We start from the raw sequence: 20,247 nt of genomic DNA on the forward strand, positions 1-20,247 counted from the left end.
CGGATGAACAAATTCAGCAGGGATGTCGTTTCCGATGTCCACATCATCACGAGCAAGATTTTTAACCTAGACGCAATGTGCAGTTTTCTCGATTGCCCTTTCCTTAGATCTTTCTACCGTTTTGGGAAAAAGCTTTGACTCTATATCTTACTTCTCTCTTACCGCTTAAGGAGAAGGGTTGGGGAGTGCGGGCTAAGTTTAGCTGAGTAAATTACCCTACACCTGAGCAATGGCTATATTTCTCTATTTGACCCAATAATAAACACGACTGACTTTAGTTTATGTGTATAAATTGTACCTATCGTGCCCTTGAGTCTCCGTTAGGCTTTGGCTCCTCTCTATCAGACTCCATTGTTCAATCTACATCCCATTCCAATATTGCTTCTAACTCAGCATTAACAGATTCGCTGCCGATGAATCTTTCCAGTGCTTCTAGCTCTCTGGCTAACGCGGATTACACTGACTTGAGCATTGGACAAGATTCTAGTTTCACCCCACTTGATCAAGCTTTGCCCGGTCTGACGGTGTTAGATCCTGGGGCAATCGCTTTTGTGCCCTCACCCACTATTGCTCCTGTGTTGAGTACTGATCAAGGGGTTACTGCTCAACGGGTGACCCGCCCTAGGGTGCCAGTAGAAACAGTAAATAATGATCCGAGCGTTATTGCGCTGATCATTCCTCCCAATGAGCCGACTCCGCCCAGCTTGGTGACTTTTAGCAATCTTCTGTTTAGTGGAAAGGAAGGCGATACAGGAACCTTTCAACTAAAACTTAATTTAGCGCAAGCACCCACTTCAAACATTACGCTGGCATTCACACCAGGTAGCTTTTTGGTCGTAGATGCGGATGGCAGTCTACAAAACGGTACTCAAAATTTTGTGACCTTTACGCCCCAAACTTGGGATCAAATTCAAACCGTTTGGTTTATTGCTGAAGTAGATGGCGTTGCAACCGATCGGACGATTGGCAATACTCTCGACTACCAGTTAAACGGTGGAGCGATCTCCAGCGGCACCATCTCCAGCGGCACCTATGATCTAGGCTCAATTACGAACACCTATACTCCTGATACCTCACGGTTTAATATTGACCTCGATTTTCGCAACGATACCTCTGGCTTTTGGACGATTGAGCGACGGGCGATCGCCCAACAAGCATCTTTGGATTGGTCAAGCCGAATTGCGAATGAATGGACTGGCTTGCAGCTAAATGGAACGATTAACAAATTACAGGCTGGCTCCACTACTACGGCTACTACGGCGTTTCAAACCCAGCGCTATGTAGATGATTTGGTTGTGTTTGTGAATACCATCAACTCCAATGGCACTGCTGGCGGCTATGGCGGAGTTGAATATGACTATGGTGGATGGATCACCTCCGCCGATTTGATGCCTCGCGTTGGGCAAATTACGATCGATGAAGCCGTCAGCAATACCTACCTTTACAATGCGGTGTCCCACGAATTGGGGCATACCTTAGGATTGCTAGGGTTAAACTGGGAAGGGTATTTGAAGCAAGACTTTACGACTCCTCAAACCGCTGTTTTTAAAGGGGAATACTCCAAAGCCCTCAACGGTGGACAATATATTCCTTTGCAGTCTCAAGATGGCGCTAATCCTGTAACGGCTCAGTATGACTATTGGCATCCAGCCGGCAGAGTCTCATCCATCATGTCTTACCAGTGGCTTTACTATCTACCGGGTCCAACCGAAATGGATTTTGCCATGCTGGCAGACAGTGGCTACCGGGTATATGGGGTTAACGCGCCCTTCCCTCCGGTGGTGCCTCCAATCAGTGTGCCACCCGTAGCGGAAGTGGATCAGCCAACGAACCTAACGAGTACTCAAGTTATTGCTAATGCTGCGCCCCTTTCCGTGCCGGAAGAGGAACCAACCAACCCAATCAACCCGGTGAACACCCAAGGTGTTGTTACGAATGCTGTGCCTCTTTCCATGCAGGAAGAGCAGACGACTGACCCAATCAGCGCAGTGAACACCCAAGTCGTTATTGCTAATGCTGCGCCTATTTTCCTAGAGGAAGAGCAAGTGACCGACCCAATGATCACTGTTGGTCAAACCTCAAATGAATCAATCCTAGAATTAACTCCTGTCCTGCAAGGGGTTTAAATAGTTCAGCGACTCACATGCCAATGCCTAACCGCCCTGCCAAACTGGGTGTCAGTGGCAGCAACGTCACAATCATCAAAAACAGTGCCAGTAAGCACAATGCGGCTCGTGCATCATCTGGTTCGGTCAGTTCGTTCGCGCAAGGACGCTCCAAATCACGCTGAACAAAGAGCAGAATTAGCGCCCAATAAAATGCTAATGGATTCACAAAAGAAGCCAAGCCCAACACAATCAAAACTGCAACGGTGGTTCGAGCAGCAATTTTGCGTCCATAAACTGCCTGGACGATTCGCCCGCCATCCAGTTGCCCAGCGGGTAGCAGATTGAGTGCCGTAATTACCAGACCTAGCCACCCTAAAACAACGAATGGGTGAACATCAACAATGGGTTGTTTTAAGGGTTCTTGCAACACGACTCGTGCCAAAGTGGCAACCAAAATGGAACCCTGAAAAAATTCGGACGGCAGTTGAAATAAGCTGCCTTTATGGGAGAGCAGTAAGCCGAGAAGCAGCACCAAAAAGGAAACGAACCCTCCAGCGGCGGGTCCTGCAAATGCGACATCGAATAAAACATTGCGATTGGGCAAGATGGAAAGAAACTTGGTTAGAGCGCCAAATGAGCCAATTTGCAGAGTGGGAATAAAGAAGGGCAGACTCAAGCGGACAGTATGGCGGTTAGCGATCGCCCAATGAGCAACTTCGTGAGCAGCCAGAATTCCAATAATGCCTGCCGCGAATGGGATCGTTTCAGCGACTCTATTTGGGTTTTCAAACAAGTCAAACCCCAACATCAACCCTGCACTTTCTAAACAAGCGATGATGCTAAGAATGAGTAAAACGCCTGATAGCAGCTTTTGTGACGGGTTCAGCGGTTGTGGATCACGACTGCTTGGCAAGACGATAATTACAGGCTTCTCATCCTGATTCTCAACTAGAAATAGACGATAGGTTTCTCCCAAGCGCGTTTTTAGGCTTTCGGATAGTTTGGTGTAAGCCACATCTGGGTCGCCGCGCAGATTGCCCCGAAAGATTGCGCCTTCTTGATAAGGGATAGTTTCGGTGGCAAAAAAGGTATCAATCCCAAAAATGCCTTGAATTGCTTTGAGGTCTTCGGGCGGCAGGGGGACGACATCCAGATCGTCTGGTGTTGCGCTTGCCTGAGATGGATCTAGGCTAGGTTCAGGTTGAGGTGAGTGATCTAAGGACTCATGATTAGGTTTGTCGGAAGCCGCGATCGCATCTACTCGGTGAGCCGCTGTTTCTTGCTTAAGCGATCGCACTTGACCACCCAAGCCCATGTAAACTCCGGCCGACACCACTAGCAACAGCAACATAATCACCAGATTTAGCATCACTCCAGCCGCAGCAAGCCCAAGGAATAGCAGCCAAGGCAACATCAGCACCACAGACTGCAACCACGCAAAAATTCCAACCTTGCCTGAGGGTCTAGCGCGGAAAAATCCCCAAGCTAACAAGCCAACTCCAAAAGCAACGGTCAGTAGTGTTAAATCTTCAGTTATTGCCGTGAACATCCCAAACCCTTTTTCTAAATCAAACGACTCTGTTTAAAGAGACTTTATTTGTCTTAATAAAATGCCTAAATATCTACTCTACCTGAATTAGCTCCCTCCATTTCTCGTCAAAAAATAGAGGGAACCCAATTGGACTCCCTCTAAAGTTTGGTTTAAGCCAATTAGCCTTGCAAAAGCCAACTATTTCTTACCTTTCTTGCCGTCTTTCTTGCTCTCTTTCTTTTTGTCGTCTTTCGACTCACCGTTTGCCTCTGCCGTTGCAGAGGCTTCAGGGGCTACAGCCGTAGAAACTCCCATTTGAGCCGCAACCTCTGCCGCAAAATCGGTTTCTTCCTTCTCAATTCCTTCGCCTAGTTCAAACCGGACAAAGCGGCGTACTTGAATGTTTTCACCCAAACTTGCCACATGCTGGGCAACCAACTCTGCGATCGTAATGGTTTGATCCTTAACATATGCCTGATCGATCAAGCACAGTTCTTTCAACCGTTTTTCAATGCGCCCCTGCACAATCTTTTCCTTCATTGCCTCAGGCTTGCCCGATAGGTCATCTCGACCCATCTCAATTTCTTTTTCCTTGTCGGCGATCGCGGCAGGAATGTCGCTAATTTTGACGTACTCCACCTTGGACGCTGCAATTTGCATCGCAATATTTTGAACGAGTGCCTTAAACGCCTCATTCCGAGCCACAAAATCCGTTTGGCAGTTCACTTCTACCAACACGCCAATCCGACCACCAATGTGGATGTATTGACCCACTAACCCTTCCGCAGCCACTTTACCAGCTTTTTTCTCAGCCGATGAAATTCCCTTTTTCCGTAGCCATTCGCTTGCCTTTTCAATATTGCCCTCCGTTTCTTGGAGTGCTTTCTTACAATCCATCATGCCTGCGCCCGTTTTTTCGCGCAGTTCTTTAACCAATTTTGCCGAGATGTCTGCCATTGCCCTTACTCCTAACGGTCTAAAGCAATGAATGATCAGTGACAAGTTAGGGTCTGTAACTTATCACTCATCATTCACTACTATTTAATTTGCGGTTTCCTCATTTTCCTCAGGAGGAGCATCACTATCTTCATAGTCGTACTCCCCATCAGCGCCATCATAATCATCGTATTCTTCATCGGCTTCAAGCTGACCATGCCGACCTTCATAGATCGCATCTGCCAACTTGCCCACTATTAGCTTAATTGACCGGATGGCATCATCATTCGCTGGAATGGGAACATCCACCACATCAGGGTCGCAGTTGGTGTCCAACATAGACACAATGGGCAGGTTGAGCTTTTGGCACTCTTGAACTGCGTTGTATTCTCGCTTTTGATCCACGATCACCACAATGTCGGGCACTTTCCGCATGGCTTTAATGCCACCCAGATATTTCTGGAGCTTTTCGAGTTCGCGCCGCAAGACAGACGCTTCTTTCTTGGGCAACAAATCGAGTCCACCCGTAGCTTCACGGTGTTCGAGATCTTTTAGGCGATCGACGCGAGTTTTAATCGTCGCCCAGTTGGTCAGCATTCCGCCCAACCAGCGCTGGTTTACATAGTAAGCACCGCAGCGACTCGCTTCTTGTGCCACGATTCCGGCAGCTTGACGCTTGGTGCCAATGAACAGAAACTTTTTACCCTGCTCAGATGCAGTCCGCACATAGTTATAGGCTTCATCCATCAATCGGGCGGTTTGCACCAAATCAATGATATGAACGCCATTACGGGACGTGTAAATGTAGGTATCCATTTTGGGATTCCAACGGCGGGTTTGGTGCCCAAAGTGAACCCCAGACTCTAACAATTGAGCCAATGAAACGACTGGCATATCAACTTTTCTCCTGTTCGGGTTATTCCTCCATCCGGTTGCATCTCTGAATTGAGACACCCGAAATTCCGGATGTGTGAATTTAAACAACATTCCCAGTGTAGCGCAGCGAGGATGTCATTTATTTAGCTGTATCTATATTAGCTGTGCTGCATTTCTCGATAGGCTTGGTAGACTCCCTGGACGTTGTACCAGTTGAGGAAAATCCGGGCGAGTTCTAGGGCGAGTTGAGGCTTGCCTTGGTCGATCAGCCATTGGAGTAGGGGAGCCATGGTGCGTTCGTTGAGGGAGCCGCCCAAGGAGAGAACGCCCCAGAGAATGCGATGCAGCCAGGTCATTTGAATCATTAGCCGCACATTCCAGGTGGGGTGTTTTTGGTAGAACAACACGCCCATTTTGCCCCGCTGAATTTCTTGGTCGATCAGTTTGGGAATCTGACTGAGGGAGAAGGGCGGATGCCAGTGATAGCCGACGGCATCGGGACATTTGATTAGCTGTAAGCCTAGATTTTTGAGCCGCACGCCGAGTTCCAGGTCTTCCCAGCCGTAGAGTTGGAATTGGGTATCAAAAAGTCCGGCTTGGATTAGCCAGGTGCGGGCGATCGCCACGTTTCCAGTCGCAAAAAACGCCTGAGAATAATCGGTAACTTTGAACGGTTCTGAGGTGGGGTCGTCAAAGTTGCAGGTGTTGATCACGCGCCCATAGGTGAAAAGGCGATCGTGACCCAGCGATCGCGCCCCTTCTACCAACTTTTCGGCGTGGGATTGCAAAAATATTTCTGTGACCACCAAATCACTATCAATAAAAATAATCGTGTCGCCCGTTGCCTTTTCCACGCCCAAGTTTCGCGCCGCCGCTGCACCTTTGTGATCTTGCTGAAACAGTCGCACATGAGGGAAATCAGCCGTACTGTGCAACCATTCCACCGTTTCATCCGTGGAGCCATCATCCACTACCACCACTTCGTATCCGGCAATGTGGCTCGGATCAAATACTTGATGCTCCAACGCCTTCAGGCATTTCTCCAAAATTGGCTGACGGTTATAGGTGGGAATGACTACACTAAAAAACACTCTAACTCCTCTCAGTTCGTTCGTCTGACTAAATGGGAAAGCTTTACCAGCTTGAGTTTAGCGTGTCAGAAATTCGCGCATATATTGATTGACGAGTTGGGGCTGCTCTTGTTGCACCCAATGGCTGCAATTGGGAATGTATTTGATCTGAAAATCACGAACATATTGCTCAGTGCCGTAGCTGAGTTCTTTGCCTAGGGGAAGGTCATCTTCACCCCAAATCATCAGGGTGGGCACGTCCAAAACAGTCCACGACCTTTGTAGGGAGGAACCTAATTGAAGGACATTACGGTAGTAATTAACGGCAGCAGTGAGAACGCCGGGTTTGGCAAGGGCATTTTTGTAGGCTTCGATATCCGCATTGGTAAAAGCACTTTTATTAACTGCCATGCCTCGAAATGCTTGTTCTAAAGCCTGGTAGTCATTCAACTGAATCACAAGTTCTGGCAGAAAGGGAAGCTGGAAAAAGAAGATATACCAACTGCGAAGAAGCTGCTGGGGAGTACGTAAGCCTTCGGCAAATTTGGCGGGGTGGGGAAGGTTGAGAATGATCAGGCGTTCTACCATTTCGGGATGGGCGTAAGCAAAAGACCAGGCGATCGCGCCACCCCAATCGTGACCCACCAACACACATTGGTCATATCCTAAACCTGTAATCACGCCCTGCACATCGTTGATCAATTCAGGCATGGAGTAGGCGGTAGACTCTGCTGGTTTATCGCTATTGTTGTAGCCACGCAGGTCGATCGCCACCACTTTGTGATCTTTGGCAAACTCTGGAATTTGGTGCCGCCAAGAATACCAAAACTCTGGAAATCCGTGAAGAAACAGCATTAAAGGTCCACTGCCTTGAGTCACATAGTGCAGCCGAATACCGTTGGTGGTGATAAAGCCGTGAGTCCAGGGTGATTGCATAGGAGTTACGAATGGCGAGTGGCGAATGAGAATTGTGAATTACAGATCAGGATTTAGTAGGGGTTTAGCATACCCTGCGGCAAGCAATCTACGGGCAATGATCCCTGCAACTTATCCAAAAGTTATGTTCCGAAGGCTAAACCCGTACAGGTATGAGACTAGAACGTATCAGTTGAAATGCGTTGGGTTGCCCAGATGGGTTCGCCATTTTCGGTGGTTTTAATGAAAGCTAAGCGCCAAGTTTTCCCTTCTTTTTGGCGTTGCAAATACACTTCAAAGGGAGCCTGACGTTGGGTGATGTCCCGTTTGGGCAGTTTGATCGTATAGTCGCAGGTGCCTTTTACTTGATATGCCTGAAGCTGTTGGATTTGTAACGGGTTCTTTTCGGTGATTTTGATGCGCCGAATGTCGATTTCAGGCTGAAGATCTAAACGAAGCTGTTGGTTAAGCTGTTGCTGAGTTTGGCTTAGCTGGAGCGCGATCGCTTGCTCAACTAAATCGTTTGGCAACTTTATGCCTATTGTTCCGCAAGCAGTAAGCAACAGTGTCAGCGCGATCGCCCAAATGACTCGTCCCATTTAGATTGTCACTCCAGTTCCCACCTTACAATTATGACGGCTAAAGGGATAGGAATTAACGAATTACCACTGAGGGGCGCTTTCTAGTAAAGCTGTTGCCATATCTGAAGGGAGAGGTTTTGCAAAGAAATACCCTTGACCATATTCACACTGGAGCGATCGCAACAGGGCTAGCTGCTCGGCTGTTTCCACGCCTTCCGCCACAATATACATACCCAGATTGTGTCCTAGCATGATGATGGTTTTGACAATGTGAATGTCCTCCCGTTCAAACCCCATCCGGCTGACAAAAGACCGATCCACTTTGATGGTATCCGTCGGAAACTGATGGAGATAGCTGAGAGAAGAATACCCCGTGCCAAAATCATCAATGCTCAGTTGAAGATTGAGCGCTTTAAGGCGTAGCAATAAGGCGATCGTGGTTTCCACGTTGGTCATCGCAATGCTTTCGGTAATCTCAAGCTTAAGGCAACGTCCATCTATATGAGTATCTTTTAGGATTTGCTCAATTTGATTGACCAGATCATTGGGTTGACTAAACTGTTTAATGGATAGGTTGACGCTAACCACCAAAGGAGCGCTACTAGGAAATTGGTTTTGCCAGATTTTTAATTGACGACAGGCTTCCTCAATCACCCATGCGCCAATCGGAATAATCAAGTCAGTTTCTTCGGCAACTGGAATAAATTCTAGGGGATGAACAAATCCCCGCTGAGGATGTTGCCAGCGTAGTAATGCTTCAAATCCAGCAATTTTGCCGGTTTCTAAGCAAACAAATGGCTGGTAGTGCAATTGGAACTCTTGGCGATCGATCGCCCCCCGCAAATCAATCTCAAGCTGCATCCGCGTCATCACTTGTACGCGCATTCCAGAGATAAACATCTGATAGCGAGCTTTTCCGGATGCCTTTGCCTGGTTCATTGCAGTATGGGCATCTCTCAACACTTCTTCGGGCTGGTAGGCTTGGTTTGCCGGACACCAGACAATGCCCGCACTAGCGGTTGTAAAGACATCTTGCCCATCCAGATTAAACGGTAATTTCAGTTGCTTTTGAAAGCGATCGGCTAAATGGCTCACTTCATCTTTATCTCTGACGGGTCGCAGCAGAATCGCAAACTCATCTCCCCCCACCCGCGCCAGTTCGTCATGAGACCGGAGGTACGCTTGTAATCGTTGAGCGATCGCAACCAGCAATTGATCGGCTCGTTGATGCCCCAAACTTTCGTTAATGGTTTTAAAGCTATCGAGTCCTAAAAGCAAAACGGCTATTCCAGGCGGCTCTTCAACCGATTGGCTCAACTTTTTTGGAGAACGATTGAGTGACCATTGAAGCCGCTGGACAAACAAAGCCCGATTTGGCAATCCCGTGAGTTCGTCGTGAAGTGCATCATATAAAAGGCGATAGGCAACTGCTGCCACACTGGAGCTAACAAAGGCGATCGCGGGTGGCACAAACGGTATCCAACCATTGGATAAAAACAGGATAAAACAGCCACCAAATAATCCGGCGATCGCCACAACATTGCCAACGCCCAACGTGAGAGGATGTCGGAAGCGCCACCCCAACACTCCCCCCGCACAAGACCAGGCAACAATCCAGAGAATTTCACCTTCCTGCCACCAAAACCAGGTCAGTGGATAGCCATCCAGAACAGTGCTGAGAATTTGGCTAGCCTTTTGAGCATGGACAATTACCCCAGGCATTTCAGGGCTTTTATCGTTGGAAAGATTATAGGGCGTTAAAAATAAATCCCTAGTGCTAGGAGCCGTAGTACCAATAATGACTAACTTGTCTTTCACCCAAGCTGGATCAACCCGTCCATTGAGTACGTCAGATAGGCTGACTTGACGCGCTACATTGTAGGTAGAGCGGTAGTCTAGTAGTACCTGATAGCCGCTATCGTCCAAGGTTTGGTAGCCGCCGGCATCTGGATTGAGGGCAGGAAAAACGGTCTTACCCACTTTAATTGCTTCACTGGGCACCACCTCAAACTTGAACTGTTTTTGATTGGATAAGTAATGCAACGCTAATTGCAGCGAGAATGAGTAAAAAGCTTTGCCTTTAACGGTGGCATACATCAAATTACGCCGCACCACTGCATCTGGATCAACGACGATATCGCTGATTCCTACCCGATTAGGAAGAACCCCATCAGGAGCGGGAACTGCATCTTTATCGGCATTTCCCAGCAGCATAATTGCAATTAAATTAGGGGCTTGCAACTGTTTTGCTAAGGCAGCCTCTCCTGGCGAATGAGGCACATCCCGATAAATGTCTAACCCGATCGTGCGAGGTTGGTAAGATTGCAATTTTTCAATTAATTCAGCAATGACAGCATCGGAAATGGGCCAGCGCTTTTGCGATCGAATATCTGCTTCAGTGATCGTGACAACTAAAAGCCTGGGATCTGCTGGACGATCGGGTCGCAGCCGAATCATCTGGTCGTAGGCTAGCAGTTCTGATGATTCCAATCCGCCCACACTGCGGATGCCGACTATAAATCCTGCAACCAGCAGGCTAGTCAGCAGGGCAGGATGCTTCACAATAGAGCGAACGACCCGGCGACTGCTCTGGATAAAATTAGTAACTCTTCTTTGGGAATGTGCCATGCAAGCAGAGTAAACGGGGGTAAGCGATCGCGGGAAACACTAGTTCACATTTTTGGCTCTGTGTAGCCTGTCAAAAACACTCTACATAGAGCCATCAAGCTCAGCCGGATAAATCCACGGCTGGTACTCAAAAAAGAGAAAAGCTTGAAAGATAAATGTATAGACGCACTTAGCCATCAGTTTTCCATGGGTTGACTCTCAAATCATTCGACTGTCAACCGATCGTGCTAGTTCCTCTTTCAAAAAAATTCAACTGCTGGAACTTGCATACCGAGTCAGTTTGAATCTGAAGATGGCTTTATCCCCTGTACAGCTTATTCTACTAACTGAAACTTATCTCAGCCAATAGAACCGCAAAATGTTTAGATAAGGGCTTCAGGCAGGAGGCTTCTGCCCCGTTAGGGTGATCTCTTAGTTGCGAATACTTCGATTCAATTCTCATAAGTTTGCTCAAAAGAATATCTAAACCCAAGAATTTGCGAGACAATAGGGCACTGGAATAGTACCAGTTACCTATGACTTTTGATTTAACTTTCGCCGCAAAACTTGCTAAGTCTGCCGATCGCCTATTTAATCTGCTGGACTGTTTCCATCAGCCAACCGTGTTAGTGGTAGGGGATCTCTGCCTAGATGAATTTTTGACCGGACAAGTAGAGCGGCTTTCACGAGAAGCACCGGTGCTGATTATTCGCCATGAACAGACTCAGCAAGTCGCGGGTGGTGGTGCAAACGCGGTCTATAACTTTGCAAAATTGGGTGCCCAAGTCAAAGCTGTTGGGCTAGTGGGCAAAGACGATCAAGGCAAAGCATTGCGCCAGATTTTTGAAACGGCTGGCGTGAACATTGAAGGAATTTTGTTAGATGGCGATCGCCCCACCGTTACCAAAACCCGCATCTCAGGACACGCCCGCCAATCCGTAACGCAGCAAATTGTGCGCGTCGATCGCAAGTCCGATGAATTGCCCTCTGCTGAATTGCAAACCCAACTCGCCGACTACATTCGTCAACACATCGGCAGCGTTGATGCAGTCGTTTGCTCTGACTACGGCGATGGCACCCTTTCGGACATCGTGATTGCCGCCGCCCTAGATCATCCTTTTAGCGTTGTGGATGCCCAAAAAGATCTCGATCGCTATCAAGGAGCCAGCATTTTTACGCCTAACCTGCCTGAAGCCGAACAAGCCGTGGGCTACCCGCTCGTCAAAATAGACGGTAGTAAAAGCGAGGCTCTGTTGCGTCAAGGCGGCAACGACCTGTTGCAGTTAACTCAAGCGCAAAAAATGCTGATTACTCGCGGCGAAGATGGCATGAGCCTATTTCAAAACGACGGGGCTGAGTATCACATTCCCGCCTTTAACCGAACCGACGTATTTGATGTCACCGGAGCCGGAGATACCGTAGTTGCCGCTTTGACCTTGGGCTTGACGCTGGGAGCTTCTTCCTGGGAAGCTGCTGTTTTAGGCAACTTGGCTGCCAGCATTGTAGTCCGGCAATTTGGCACCACTCCAACTACGCCAGCAGAAATGAAGACCGCGTTAGAACTGCTGTTGGAAGAATTCAATGGATAAGCAGGTTGCAGGAGTCGGGTTCTGGTTTTCGGGTTTCAGATGGCAGGTGAGTGTTCTTTAAGGAAAAGGGCACTATAGAGCAGCAAACTATGCACATCGAAAATGATTAATTTTTCTATCATGCTCATGGCGATCGCCCTTAGCACTCTCACCCTTAGCGCTTGCAATAAACCCAAAGCGACTACTGCCCCCAAGCCAGAAGCTGTCTCATCGCCCACGACCAAAGTGGTGAATCAGCGCGAAGAAGCTGCCCAACAGCAAGCTAACAAGCTTGAGCAGAAAAAAAACCAAGTTCAGCAATCAGTCATGCAGTCTGAGCAGCAGGTCAATCAGTCTGAAGCCCAAGCTAAATAACTAAAGGGTTGCTGCCACCTTTATTGACTGCCGTTCAAAGTTCATAGTTTCAATGCCGCAACCGGGTTAGCACTGGCAGCAACCGCCTGATTTTGACGAGATTGGATTTCTAGGTGAACCAATAGGGCGTTGATGTCGGCGGGGTTGACTCCACCAATGCGGGTTGCTTGACCAATCGTGAGGGGGCGCACTTTGGAGAGCTTTTCACGGGATTCTTTGGAAAGAGTAGCGATCGCATCATAATCCAAATTGGCAGGAAGTTTACGGTGTTCCTGACGGGCGATCGTGTCAATTTGGTGCTGCTGTCGCTGGATGTAGCCAGAATATTTGATGTCGATTTCGGCGGCTTCTTTTTCGGCGCGATCGAGGGCGGGATTGCCTAGCTCAAATTGCACTAGATTGGCATAGTGAAACCCTGGTTTCCGCAGCAGATCCGCTAGGGTGATTGAGCCTTTGATCAGTTGTTGAGTATGAGCAGCGATCGCTTTTCCTAGGTCGTCATGTTCCTTGATGCGAGTCACTCGTAGCCGCTGTTTTTCAGTCGTAATGTTTGCTTGTTTTTGTTGAAATAATTGCCAGCGGCGATCGTCAATTAGCCCGATTTCTCGTCCTAACGGGGTAAGGCGTTGATCGGCGTTATCCGATCGCAGCAGCAGCCGATATTCGGAACGGCTAGTCAACATCCGATACGGCTCCCGCAAATCTTTAGTACACAGATCGTCGATCAGGGTGCCGATGTAGCTGTGTTCTCGCGGAAAGGTGATCATTTCCTGACCGTGACAGAATCGGGCGGCGTTCAATCCGGCGACAAAGCCTTGAGCGGCGGCTTCTTCGTAACCTGTGGTGCCATTGATTTGTCCGGCGCAAAACAAACCCTCAGTTTTCTTGGTCATCAAAGTGGGGTAGCACTGGGTGGCAGGCAGGTAGTCATACTCGACGGCGTAGGCAGGTCGCAGCATGGCACACTGTTCCAAACCGGGGAGCGATCGCAGCATGGCAAGCTGAAGCGTTTCCGGCAGTCCAGTCGAAAAACCCTGGACATAGATTTCAGGACTGTCCCGTCCTTCGGGTTCCAAAAAAATCTGGTGGCTGTCTTTGTCAACAAACCGAACGATTTTGTCTTCAATGCTGGGACAATAGCGCGGACCTTTGGCATCTACCCAACCCCCATAAACGGGCGACAGATGCAAATTTTCTTGAATAATCCTATGAGTTTCGGGAGTGGTGCGGGTCAGATGGCAAGGCATTTGTTCGCGCTCAATCCACGCCGCCGGATCAAAGCTAAACCAGCGCAGGTCTGTGTCGCCGGGTTGCGGTTCTAGTCCGTTGAATTGGATGGTGCGGCGATCGACTCGTGCAGGCGTTCCGGTTTTCAGTCGCCCAGTTTCAAAGCCCAATCGGTTTAGGGTATCGGTTAAGCCCACGGCGGCAAATTCCCCGGCGCGTCCGGCTTCCATGGATTTGTTGCCGACCCAAATACGCCCACCCAGAAAGGTGCCTGTGGTCAAAATTACTGTTTTGCACTGAAACGCTACGCCAAAGTAGGTTTGAACGCCGATTACTTCGTTGTTGGTGCCGAGTACTAGATCCGTCGCCATGCCTTCCCGCACGGTTAAGTTGGGCTGGTTTTCCACGATGCCTTTCATCACGGCGGCATATTCGCGCTTGTCGGTTTGCGCCCGCAGTGCCCAGACCGCCGGACCTCTAGAGGAGTTCAGCACTCGCTTTTGCAGATAGGTGCGATCGCTGACTTTGCCTATCTCGCCGCCTAGGGCATCGACTTCATGCACCAGTTGCGATTTTGCTGGACCGCCCACCGCCGGATTGCAGGGCTGCCACGCGATTTTGTCTAGATTCAGCGTCAGCAATAGTGTCCGAGAACCCAGCCGAGCCGCTGCCAGTGCCGCTTCGCAACCCGCGTGTCCGGCTCCAACAACGACCACATCATAGGCATCCAAAAAGTCAACAGAGGGAGTCATGATCACAAGTATCGCAAGGCTTTTATCTATTATGACTGAATGATATGACTGAAGGACTCTACTTCTTAAGACGGTCTGGTGAAGTGACCCAACCGGATTTTGCATCAGAGCAAGGGATCAGCGATCGCCGCTTTAATGCAAATCAGCTTCCCAAATGGCGATATAGATGCGATCGCGATCGTTGCGCTCAATGGTGCCTTTGAGGGTTGCGGTAGAAAAAGTGTATTGGTTAGAATTCCGCTTCCAGACGCTGTTAAATCCTTCGTCGATCGGGGCAGTCAGTCCGCCATCTAACATACCGTTAAGGGTTTCAGTCATGACGGCGCGATCGATGGCTTGGGCGAAGGAGGCTTCGGTTTGCCGCACTTTGGCGGTGTCTTTGTCATACAGGTAAGCCACCGTCACTTGATCGGGAACCAGATCATATTGGGCGGAGCGGGTATTGTTCCAGTATCCAGTGCCTGATTTGGAAGGTTCGCCCAGCTTTGCAATAATCGTTTGTTCAGCAACCCCTGGTGGAAAGCCGGGTACGGGGGCGCTGGCACTGCCGCTAGTGTCGGTGCTGGAGGGTTCTGGCGACGGGGAAGAGGGGATTGGATCAGGAGATTTTGGCGGAGGAGCAGGGATTGGGGCGACGGGTGTTGGCGTGGGAGAGGGGGGGCTAGAAGTGGGCGTTACGGTTTCTGGGGTAGCAATGGGCGTAGGCTGTTGGGTCACTTGGGGCGAGCGCGCGTTGTGCCAGATTGCTCCAAAGGCGGCAGCAGTAGCACTGGCAAGCATAGCAACGCCTACAAACAGCCACGTTCCTTGGCGCGATCGCGGTTTAGAGGCGACAGGCGCGATCGTAGGAGCAGGGAGATTGGCTGGACTGTAAGCTTGAGTCGCCATCTGGGAGATAGGGTCGCCCACGGGATTCGCAATGGGATTCGCAATGGGATTCGCAATGGGATTCGCAATGGGAATGGCAGGTGGAAAGGATGATGGGGCTGCACTCGACAGCAAGTTCACCCACTCGGCGATCGTTTGGGGACGATAGTGAGCCTCGATCGCCATGCCGCGCACCACGGCTTGATTGGTCGCTGGGGTAATTTGGGGAACCAAATCGCGGGGAGACGGCATCGGTTGGCGATCGCGCAGAATTGCGGCGACTGGTGCGTGAGCCGTCAACAGGGCATACAGGGTTGCCGCCAATCCATAGATATCCGTGGCGGGAGTACGTTTTGCCTGGGATATATACTGCTCAATGGGCGCATAGCCAGCTGATGTGATGCTGGTATGGGCTTGGGTAGCACCCATCGTAAACTCTCTAGAGATGCCAAAATCAATCAGCACGACATCTTGGGTGCCCTGACGCAGCATAATGTTTTGGGGCTTGACATCTCGATGCAGCAACCCGTTGGTATGAACCACCTGCAACGCGGCGGCAACTTGGCGGATGTAGTGCAGCGCAGTAGCTTCGGGCAAGGGGCGATCGGGAAACACCACTTCTTCAAGGGTATGCCCTGGAATATAATCCATGACAATGTAAGGCATCCCGTCTTCTACAAAAAAGTCGCTGACTCGCACAATATTCGGATGACTACAGAGCGCCAGCCGTCTTCCCTCATCTTGAAACTGCTGCTGCACCTGGGTAAACTCTAGATTGCCTTGGTTCAGCGCATTCAGCGTTTTGATCACCACCGTTTGTTGGAGGTAGTGATGGGTTGCTCGAAAGGTAACACCAAAGCCGCCTTCACCCAACAGATGATCTAAGGTATATTTGCCGCTTTGTAAGGTTTTACCAATGAGGGAATTCATGCTGGGGAGTCCTTCTCCGTTGAATCTGCTTTTGCAGACTTATACAGAATAGACAATACCAGAGCAGATCTGGCTGATTTTATTCAAATACTACTTACTACTGTAGAGCGTTTTACGAAACCTTCCTTCAATCAAACCAGACCCAATTTGGCTTCTTCGGCAACTTGGTCTGTGGGGTCTTGGGCTAAGGTTGCCAGGGTCGTTTTAGCTTCGGGGGTGCCCAATCGACTGAGAGCTTGAGCCACTCGATAGCGGACTTGCCAGTCAGGATTCGCTGCATGACCGATTAGGAGCGGTACAGCACGGGTATCGCCTAGTTCGCCAAAGGAGCCGATCGCCGCCATTTGCATCAATTCATTCGGCGACACGATCGCGTCTTCCAATAGTTCAAAGCCGCGTGGATCGCCCAATTCTCCTAACGCCGCCACAATGCTAAATTTGACCAACCATTCGGGGCTGGTGTTATACAAAAATCGTAAATCTTCAAATGCCTCAGTCAGCTTGAGTGCGCCAATAGAATCCGCAGCGGCGGCTTGCACATCGGGTTCGGCATCGTGCAGGCGATCGCGCAAGGTTTCCAAAATTTTCTCCCGATCTTGCCCACCCAAAGACGACAACTGGCTGACAGCGGCATAGCGCACCCTAGGATTGACATCATCCACCGCTTGCAAAATCATCCCAAATGTAATGCTGGGATCAAGGGTTCGCATTTGGTTCACGGCTCTCAGGCGATCGCCCAGATCAGCCGACTCTAAAAGGGTTCTAACAGATTCAGGAGTAATGTCCATAAAAATTGTTTGTTATTAAATAGTTTTCAGAAAAATTAAATTCTCTTTCCTCTTCCCTAGCCCTGATCTGCCGCCATAGAGCGGATGATGTCGCCGCGAGTCAAGATGCCAATCACGCGATCGCTGGCATCGACTACGGGCAAACGATGCACTTTGCGATCGTGCATTAACTGGGCAGCATCTCGCAGGGATTGATCGGCAGCGATCGTCACCAGATGCTCACTGGTCATGGCTTCCCCCACGGTTTCACCTAGCGCTTTATGCACTTCCCGTTCGTATTGGGCAGGGTTTTCTAGATAGATCACGCTGTCTAAAAACATGATGTAGGGCGGCATGGTGGCTCCTGTTTCTCGCCACATTAAATCTGTTTCGGAAATCACACCAACCAGTTTGCCAGCTTCATCCACTACGGGCAGACCGCTAATGCGTTTTTCTGCCAATATTTTGATGACCTCCGTCAGCGACGTGTTGCGGTTCGCTGTAATCGGGTCATGGGTCATTACATCCCCAACAGTCTTAGCCATAATTCGCGGGTTCTACACAAGGTCTGAACCCATTGTAGGGAATAGCGGCGATCGCCCAACCAGACTCAACAGGTTGTTACATCAGTAAATGGGATGGCTCAACGAGCATTGAATTTCTTAAACTGATTCAAAAACTACTTGCAACTCAGCTTTAAGATCCTCCTCGGTTTTTCCAAAGAGGATCTTAAGTGGATATAGAGCCAAAATCAAAGTGGTACTATTGCGGATTGTTGCCAACCCGGTTGGGTACAGTCCAGTAGTAAATTGTTTTACCTTGAACCTCCACAGTTTTTTCTGGTTTCCAATCGCCCATATCAAAAGCATGGGAAACAATGCGAGTGCCAGGTTTGAGTTGCTGTAACTTGGGACGCAGCCTGAGATTGATTTCGGGCAACAGATAGAGCGTTACCACGGTCGCATCACTCAAATCTGTTTGAAACAGATCTTGCTGACGAAACTCCACAAGATTAGTAACTCCTGCGCGTTGGGCATTTTCATTGGCTTCTTGAACCCGATCTGGATTCAGATCTACCCCTACTCCTCGTGTCCCAAACTTTTTGGCGGCTGTAACCACAATTCGCCCGTCTCCACTACCAAGATCGTAAAGCCGATCGCCTTGTTTCACATCAGCAAGGCTTAGCATTCGATCCACAACAGCCTGAGGCGTAGGCACATAGGGCACATCAAGTTGTCGGCGGGGTTGAGTTTGCGCTGGAGTATTTTGCGCCATCTCTTCAGATTGTTGGGCTTCTGCAATGTCTTGCTGTTGGCTACATCCAACAATTCCAAAACTGACAGATCCAATACCTGCCATTAAAACAAGCAATGCTCTTTGAAATATCATGACCAAACTCTCCTTTTGTATATGAACTACACCAATCAAACGAGTGCTGTATAGTCACGGGGTACGTTAAGCGGTTTTCCAACCAGATCCGCTTTAGTTGTCTTCTTTGAAGAAACTTTGACTAGGCTTTGCGCTGTTGGGTTCGCTCCCACCAGATCAGAGGAATACCGAGGGCGACTACAATAATTCCGGCGATCGCGCCAGTTCCGGTGTAAGCCATGCTGGAGTAAAGCAAGTAGCCACACACTCCGCAAAAGAGCAAAGGAGTCAGCGGATAGAACGGCACTTGAAAAGGGCGTTGTCGTTCAGGCTCTCGATAGCGCAACACTAAGAGCGAAAGCCCAGTCAGCAAGAAGAAGAACCAGAATACCGGAGCCGTGTATTCAACCATTGTTTCAAACCCCTTGCGGGTCGTCGTGCCAAGCACTACCAGCGCTAGTGTGATTGCTCCTTGTAACAGGTATGCCGTCTTGGGGGAACCCGGTTGCTGTTCCCATCGCCCAAGCAGACTGAATAGAGAAAAATCTTGACCTAGCGCAAAGTTTGTCCGTGCGCCTGTGAAAATTGTGGCATTGATGGCACCAAGCGTAGAAATCGCGATTAGAACGCTAATAAATCTGGCTCCTGGCTCACCAAATGCCCGTCGCATTAAATCTGCTGCCACTGCATCAGACTGTGCCATCCCTGCTAGTCCTAAACCTTGTAAAAATGCAAGGTTAATCAGCAAAAAAATAACGGTGATAATGCCAATACTCCACAGCAGGGAGCGAACAATATTGCGTTTGGCATCATAGATTTCTGCTGAAATGTAGGCGGCTTCATTCCAACCACCATAGGACAGCAGGACAAACAGCATTGCCATTCCCCAATTTGAGGGTTGTGAACTGGTAGGAACCGGACTTGCTGGGGACGCGATGAATAGCAACCCAACTCCAACCACCAGCAATAAGCCTAAAACTTTAGCAACCGTGAGTATGTTTTGGGTTTGCTTGCCCTGCCGTAAGCCGACGATGTTTAGCCCGGTGAGCAACGCGATCGCGAGGACAGCATAAATCGATGGTGAAAAAGTACCGAGTGGCAGGAGTTGAGAGGCATAATCTCCAAATACAAATGCCAAGAGCGCGATTGAGCCAGTCTGAATAATAGTCAGCCGTGCCCATGCAAAAAGAAAGGCGGTATTGCTGCCAAAGGCACGTTTCAGGTAATAGTAACCTCCACCCACATTCGGATAAGTCGTTGCTAATTCGGCGTAACAAAGTGCTCCAATAATCGAAACTCCACCCCCAGTCAGCCAAACTATCAACAAAGCTGCACCACTCCCTGTGTTGGCAGCTACCAATGCAGGTGTTTCAAAAATTCCTGCTCCGATGACAATCCCAACAATTAAACCTACGGCATCAGCAAGAGTTAAAGCAGGTTTAGGAGATGGTAAATTGGCAAGACTTGGCTGCTTTAGTAATACATGATTGCCATGTTTACTCACAGTTTTATCTCCTGATTTTAATTTTTGCTGTGTTTCCAGATTTACAGGTGAGAGCTAAGTCGCTAGAACGTGACTTCCTGAAAATGAAATGAAGAATGAATCACTAGATTAATAGCTAAGCTGGTCATAGTTACCAAAAATAGCTATTAGATAAAGTGTTTTGAATCTATCTTTAGAAAGTAAAAAATGCCCTACTCACGATACATTATGCCAACGGTTAGATTAAACGTGCCTAGCCATTACTTCAATGTTCATAGAATGCCAT

The 20,247-nt window shown here is 49.0% G+C and carries 16 protein-coding genes; 3 read left to right on the top strand and 13 right to left on the bottom strand.

The genetic code is table 11. From position 1 onward, the window contains the following. Nucleotides 1–281 precede the first annotated feature (281 nt). Nucleotides 282–2,126: a hypothetical protein gene (locus tag AC1S5B_RS02610; RefSeq protein ID WP_482034164.1), complete on the top strand. Its 1,845-nt coding sequence runs from the start codon at nt 282–284 to the stop codon at nt 2,124–2,126. A gap of 13 nt (nt 2,127–2,139) precedes the next feature. Here the strand turns inward: AC1S5B_RS02610 and AC1S5B_RS02615 are convergent, their stop codons facing one another. The 7 genes from AC1S5B_RS02615 to AC1S5B_RS02645 all read right to left on the bottom strand — a co-directional run bounded on the left by AC1S5B_RS02615 (nt 2,140) and on the right by AC1S5B_RS02645 (nt 10,645). Next, nucleotides 2,140–3,657: a site-2 protease family protein gene (locus AC1S5B_RS02615; protein ID WP_482034165.1), complete on the bottom strand. Its 1,518-nt coding sequence runs from the start codon at nt 3,655–3,657 to the stop codon at nt 2,140–2,142. A 180-nt stretch (nt 3,658–3,837) separates the two neighbouring features. Continuing rightward, a complete protein-coding gene (tsf, locus tag AC1S5B_RS02620; protein WP_482034166.1) occupies nt 3,838–4,596 on the bottom strand; it encodes a translation elongation factor Ts in 759 nt (252 codons plus the stop codon). Nucleotides 4,597–4,680: 84 nt separating this feature from the next. After that, nucleotides 4,681–5,469: a 30S ribosomal protein S2 gene (gene rpsB, locus AC1S5B_RS02625; protein WP_482034167.1), complete on the bottom strand. Its 789-nt coding sequence runs from the start codon at nt 5,467–5,469 to the stop codon at nt 4,681–4,683. A 140-nt stretch (nt 5,470–5,609) separates the two neighbouring features. Next, the gene (locus tag AC1S5B_RS02630; protein WP_482034168.1) at nt 5,610–6,542 is read right to left on the bottom strand and encodes a glycosyltransferase family 2 protein; all 933 of its coding nucleotides are present in this window, start codon (nt 6,540–6,542) and stop codon (nt 5,610–5,612) included. Nucleotides 6,543–6,599: 57 nt separating this feature from the next. Further along, the gene (locus tag AC1S5B_RS02635) at nt 6,600–7,457 is read right to left on the bottom strand and encodes an alpha/beta fold hydrolase (protein WP_482034169.1); all 858 of its coding nucleotides are present in this window, start codon (nt 7,455–7,457) and stop codon (nt 6,600–6,602) included. A 158-nt stretch (nt 7,458–7,615) separates the two neighbouring features. After that, nucleotides 7,616–8,035, bottom strand: coding sequence for a hypothetical protein (locus AC1S5B_RS02640; RefSeq protein WP_482034170.1), 420 nt, complete (start codon nt 8,033–8,035; stop codon nt 7,616–7,618). 63 nt (nt 8,036–8,098) lie between these two features. Then, nucleotides 8,099–10,645 (bottom strand): EAL domain-containing protein, encoded by a 2,547-nt coding sequence (locus tag AC1S5B_RS02645; RefSeq protein ID WP_482034171.1) that lies wholly within the window; start codon nt 10,643–10,645, stop codon nt 8,099–8,101. 515 nt (nt 10,646–11,160) lie between these two features. Here AC1S5B_RS02645 and AC1S5B_RS02650 point away from each other — a divergent pair. Continuing rightward, the gene (locus AC1S5B_RS02650) at nt 11,161–12,213 is read left to right on the top strand and encodes a bifunctional heptose 7-phosphate kinase/heptose 1-phosphate adenyltransferase (protein WP_482034172.1); all 1,053 of its coding nucleotides are present in this window, start codon (nt 11,161–11,163) and stop codon (nt 12,211–12,213) included. A gap of 102 nt (nt 12,214–12,315) precedes the next feature. Continuing rightward, nucleotides 12,316–12,567 carry a hypothetical protein gene (locus AC1S5B_RS02655; protein ID WP_482034173.1) on the top strand — a complete coding sequence of 84 codons (252 nt, stop codon included), beginning with the start codon at nt 12,316–12,318 and terminating at the stop codon, nt 12,565–12,567. Between the two features lie 41 nt (nt 12,568–12,608). Here AC1S5B_RS02655 and mnmG read toward each other — a convergent pair whose 3' ends face one another. The 6 genes from mnmG to AC1S5B_RS02685 all read right to left on the bottom strand — a co-directional run bounded on the left by mnmG (nt 12,609) and on the right by AC1S5B_RS02685 (nt 19,982). Further along, a complete protein-coding gene (gene mnmG / locus AC1S5B_RS02660) occupies nt 12,609–14,546 on the bottom strand; it encodes a tRNA uridine-5-carboxymethylaminomethyl(34) synthesis enzyme MnmG (protein WP_482034174.1) in 1,938 nt (645 codons plus the stop codon). Between the two features lie 132 nt (nt 14,547–14,678). Beyond that, complete coding sequence (locus tag AC1S5B_RS02665) at nt 14,679–16,343, bottom strand: serine/threonine protein kinase (protein WP_482034175.1); 1,665 nt, start codon at nt 16,341–16,343, stop codon at nt 14,679–14,681. Nucleotides 16,344–16,474: 131 nt separating this feature from the next. Further along, nucleotides 16,475–17,131 (bottom strand): phycobilisome degradation protein NblB, encoded by a 657-nt coding sequence (nblB, locus tag AC1S5B_RS02670; RefSeq protein ID WP_482034176.1) that lies wholly within the window; start codon nt 17,129–17,131, stop codon nt 16,475–16,477. Nucleotides 17,132–17,187: 56 nt separating this feature from the next. Further along, nucleotides 17,188–17,655: a CBS domain-containing protein gene (locus AC1S5B_RS02675; protein WP_482034177.1), complete on the bottom strand. Its 468-nt coding sequence runs from the start codon at nt 17,653–17,655 to the stop codon at nt 17,188–17,190. A 217-nt stretch (nt 17,656–17,872) separates the two neighbouring features. Beyond that, nucleotides 17,873–18,499: an SAM-dependent methyltransferase gene (locus AC1S5B_RS02680; protein WP_482034178.1), complete on the bottom strand. Its 627-nt coding sequence runs from the start codon at nt 18,497–18,499 to the stop codon at nt 17,873–17,875. Between the two features lie 121 nt (nt 18,500–18,620). Next, the gene (locus tag AC1S5B_RS02685; RefSeq protein ID WP_482034179.1) at nt 18,621–19,982 is read right to left on the bottom strand and encodes an APC family permease; all 1,362 of its coding nucleotides are present in this window, start codon (nt 19,980–19,982) and stop codon (nt 18,621–18,623) included. Nucleotides 19,983–20,247: the final 265 nt, after the last annotated feature.

Source organism: Leptolyngbya sp. CALU 1928, assembly GCF_056784215.1.

Bases quoted from the DNA above. Each gene is read 5' to 3' on its own strand.
- AC1S5B_RS02650 (WP_482034172.1), top strand. From the start codon at position 11,161: ATGACTTTTGATTTAACTTTCGCCGCAAAACTTGCTAAGTCTGCCGAT.
- AC1S5B_RS02610 (WP_482034164.1), top strand. From the start codon at position 282: ATGTGTATAAATTGTACCTATCGTGCCCTTGAGTCTCCGTTAGGCTTT.
- AC1S5B_RS02655 (WP_482034173.1), top strand. From the start codon at position 12,316: ATGATTAATTTTTCTATCATGCTCATGGCGATCGCCCTTAGCACTCTC.
- AC1S5B_RS02635 (WP_482034169.1), bottom strand. From the start codon at position 7,457: ATGCAATCACCCTGGACTCACGGCTTTATCACCACCAACGGTATTCGG.
- rpsB (WP_482034167.1), bottom strand. From the start codon at position 5,469: ATGCCAGTCGTTTCATTGGCTCAATTGTTAGAGTCTGGGGTTCACTTT.
- mnmG (WP_482034174.1), bottom strand. From the start codon at position 14,546: ATGACTCCCTCTGTTGACTTTTTGGATGCCTATGATGTGGTCGTTGTT.
- tsf (WP_482034166.1), bottom strand. From the start codon at position 4,596: ATGGCAGACATCTCGGCAAAATTGGTTAAAGAACTGCGCGAAAAAACG.
- AC1S5B_RS02680 (WP_482034178.1), bottom strand. From the start codon at position 18,499: ATGATATTTCAAAGAGCATTGCTTGTTTTAATGGCAGGTATTGGATCT.
- AC1S5B_RS02615 (WP_482034165.1), bottom strand. From the start codon at position 3,657: ATGTTCACGGCAATAACTGAAGATTTAACACTACTGACCGTTGCTTTT.
- AC1S5B_RS02640 (WP_482034170.1), bottom strand. From the start codon at position 8,035: ATGGGACGAGTCATTTGGGCGATCGCGCTGACACTGTTGCTTACTGCT.
- AC1S5B_RS02645 (WP_482034171.1), bottom strand. From the start codon at position 10,645: ATGGCACATTCCCAAAGAAGAGTTACTAATTTTATCCAGAGCAGTCGC.
- AC1S5B_RS02675 (WP_482034177.1), bottom strand. From the start codon at position 17,655: ATGGCTAAGACTGTTGGGGATGTAATGACCCATGACCCGATTACAGCG.
- AC1S5B_RS02665 (WP_482034175.1), bottom strand. From the start codon at position 16,343: ATGAATTCCCTCATTGGTAAAACCTTACAAAGCGGCAAATATACCTTA.
- nblB (WP_482034176.1), bottom strand. From the start codon at position 17,131: ATGGACATTACTCCTGAATCTGTTAGAACCCTTTTAGAGTCGGCTGAT.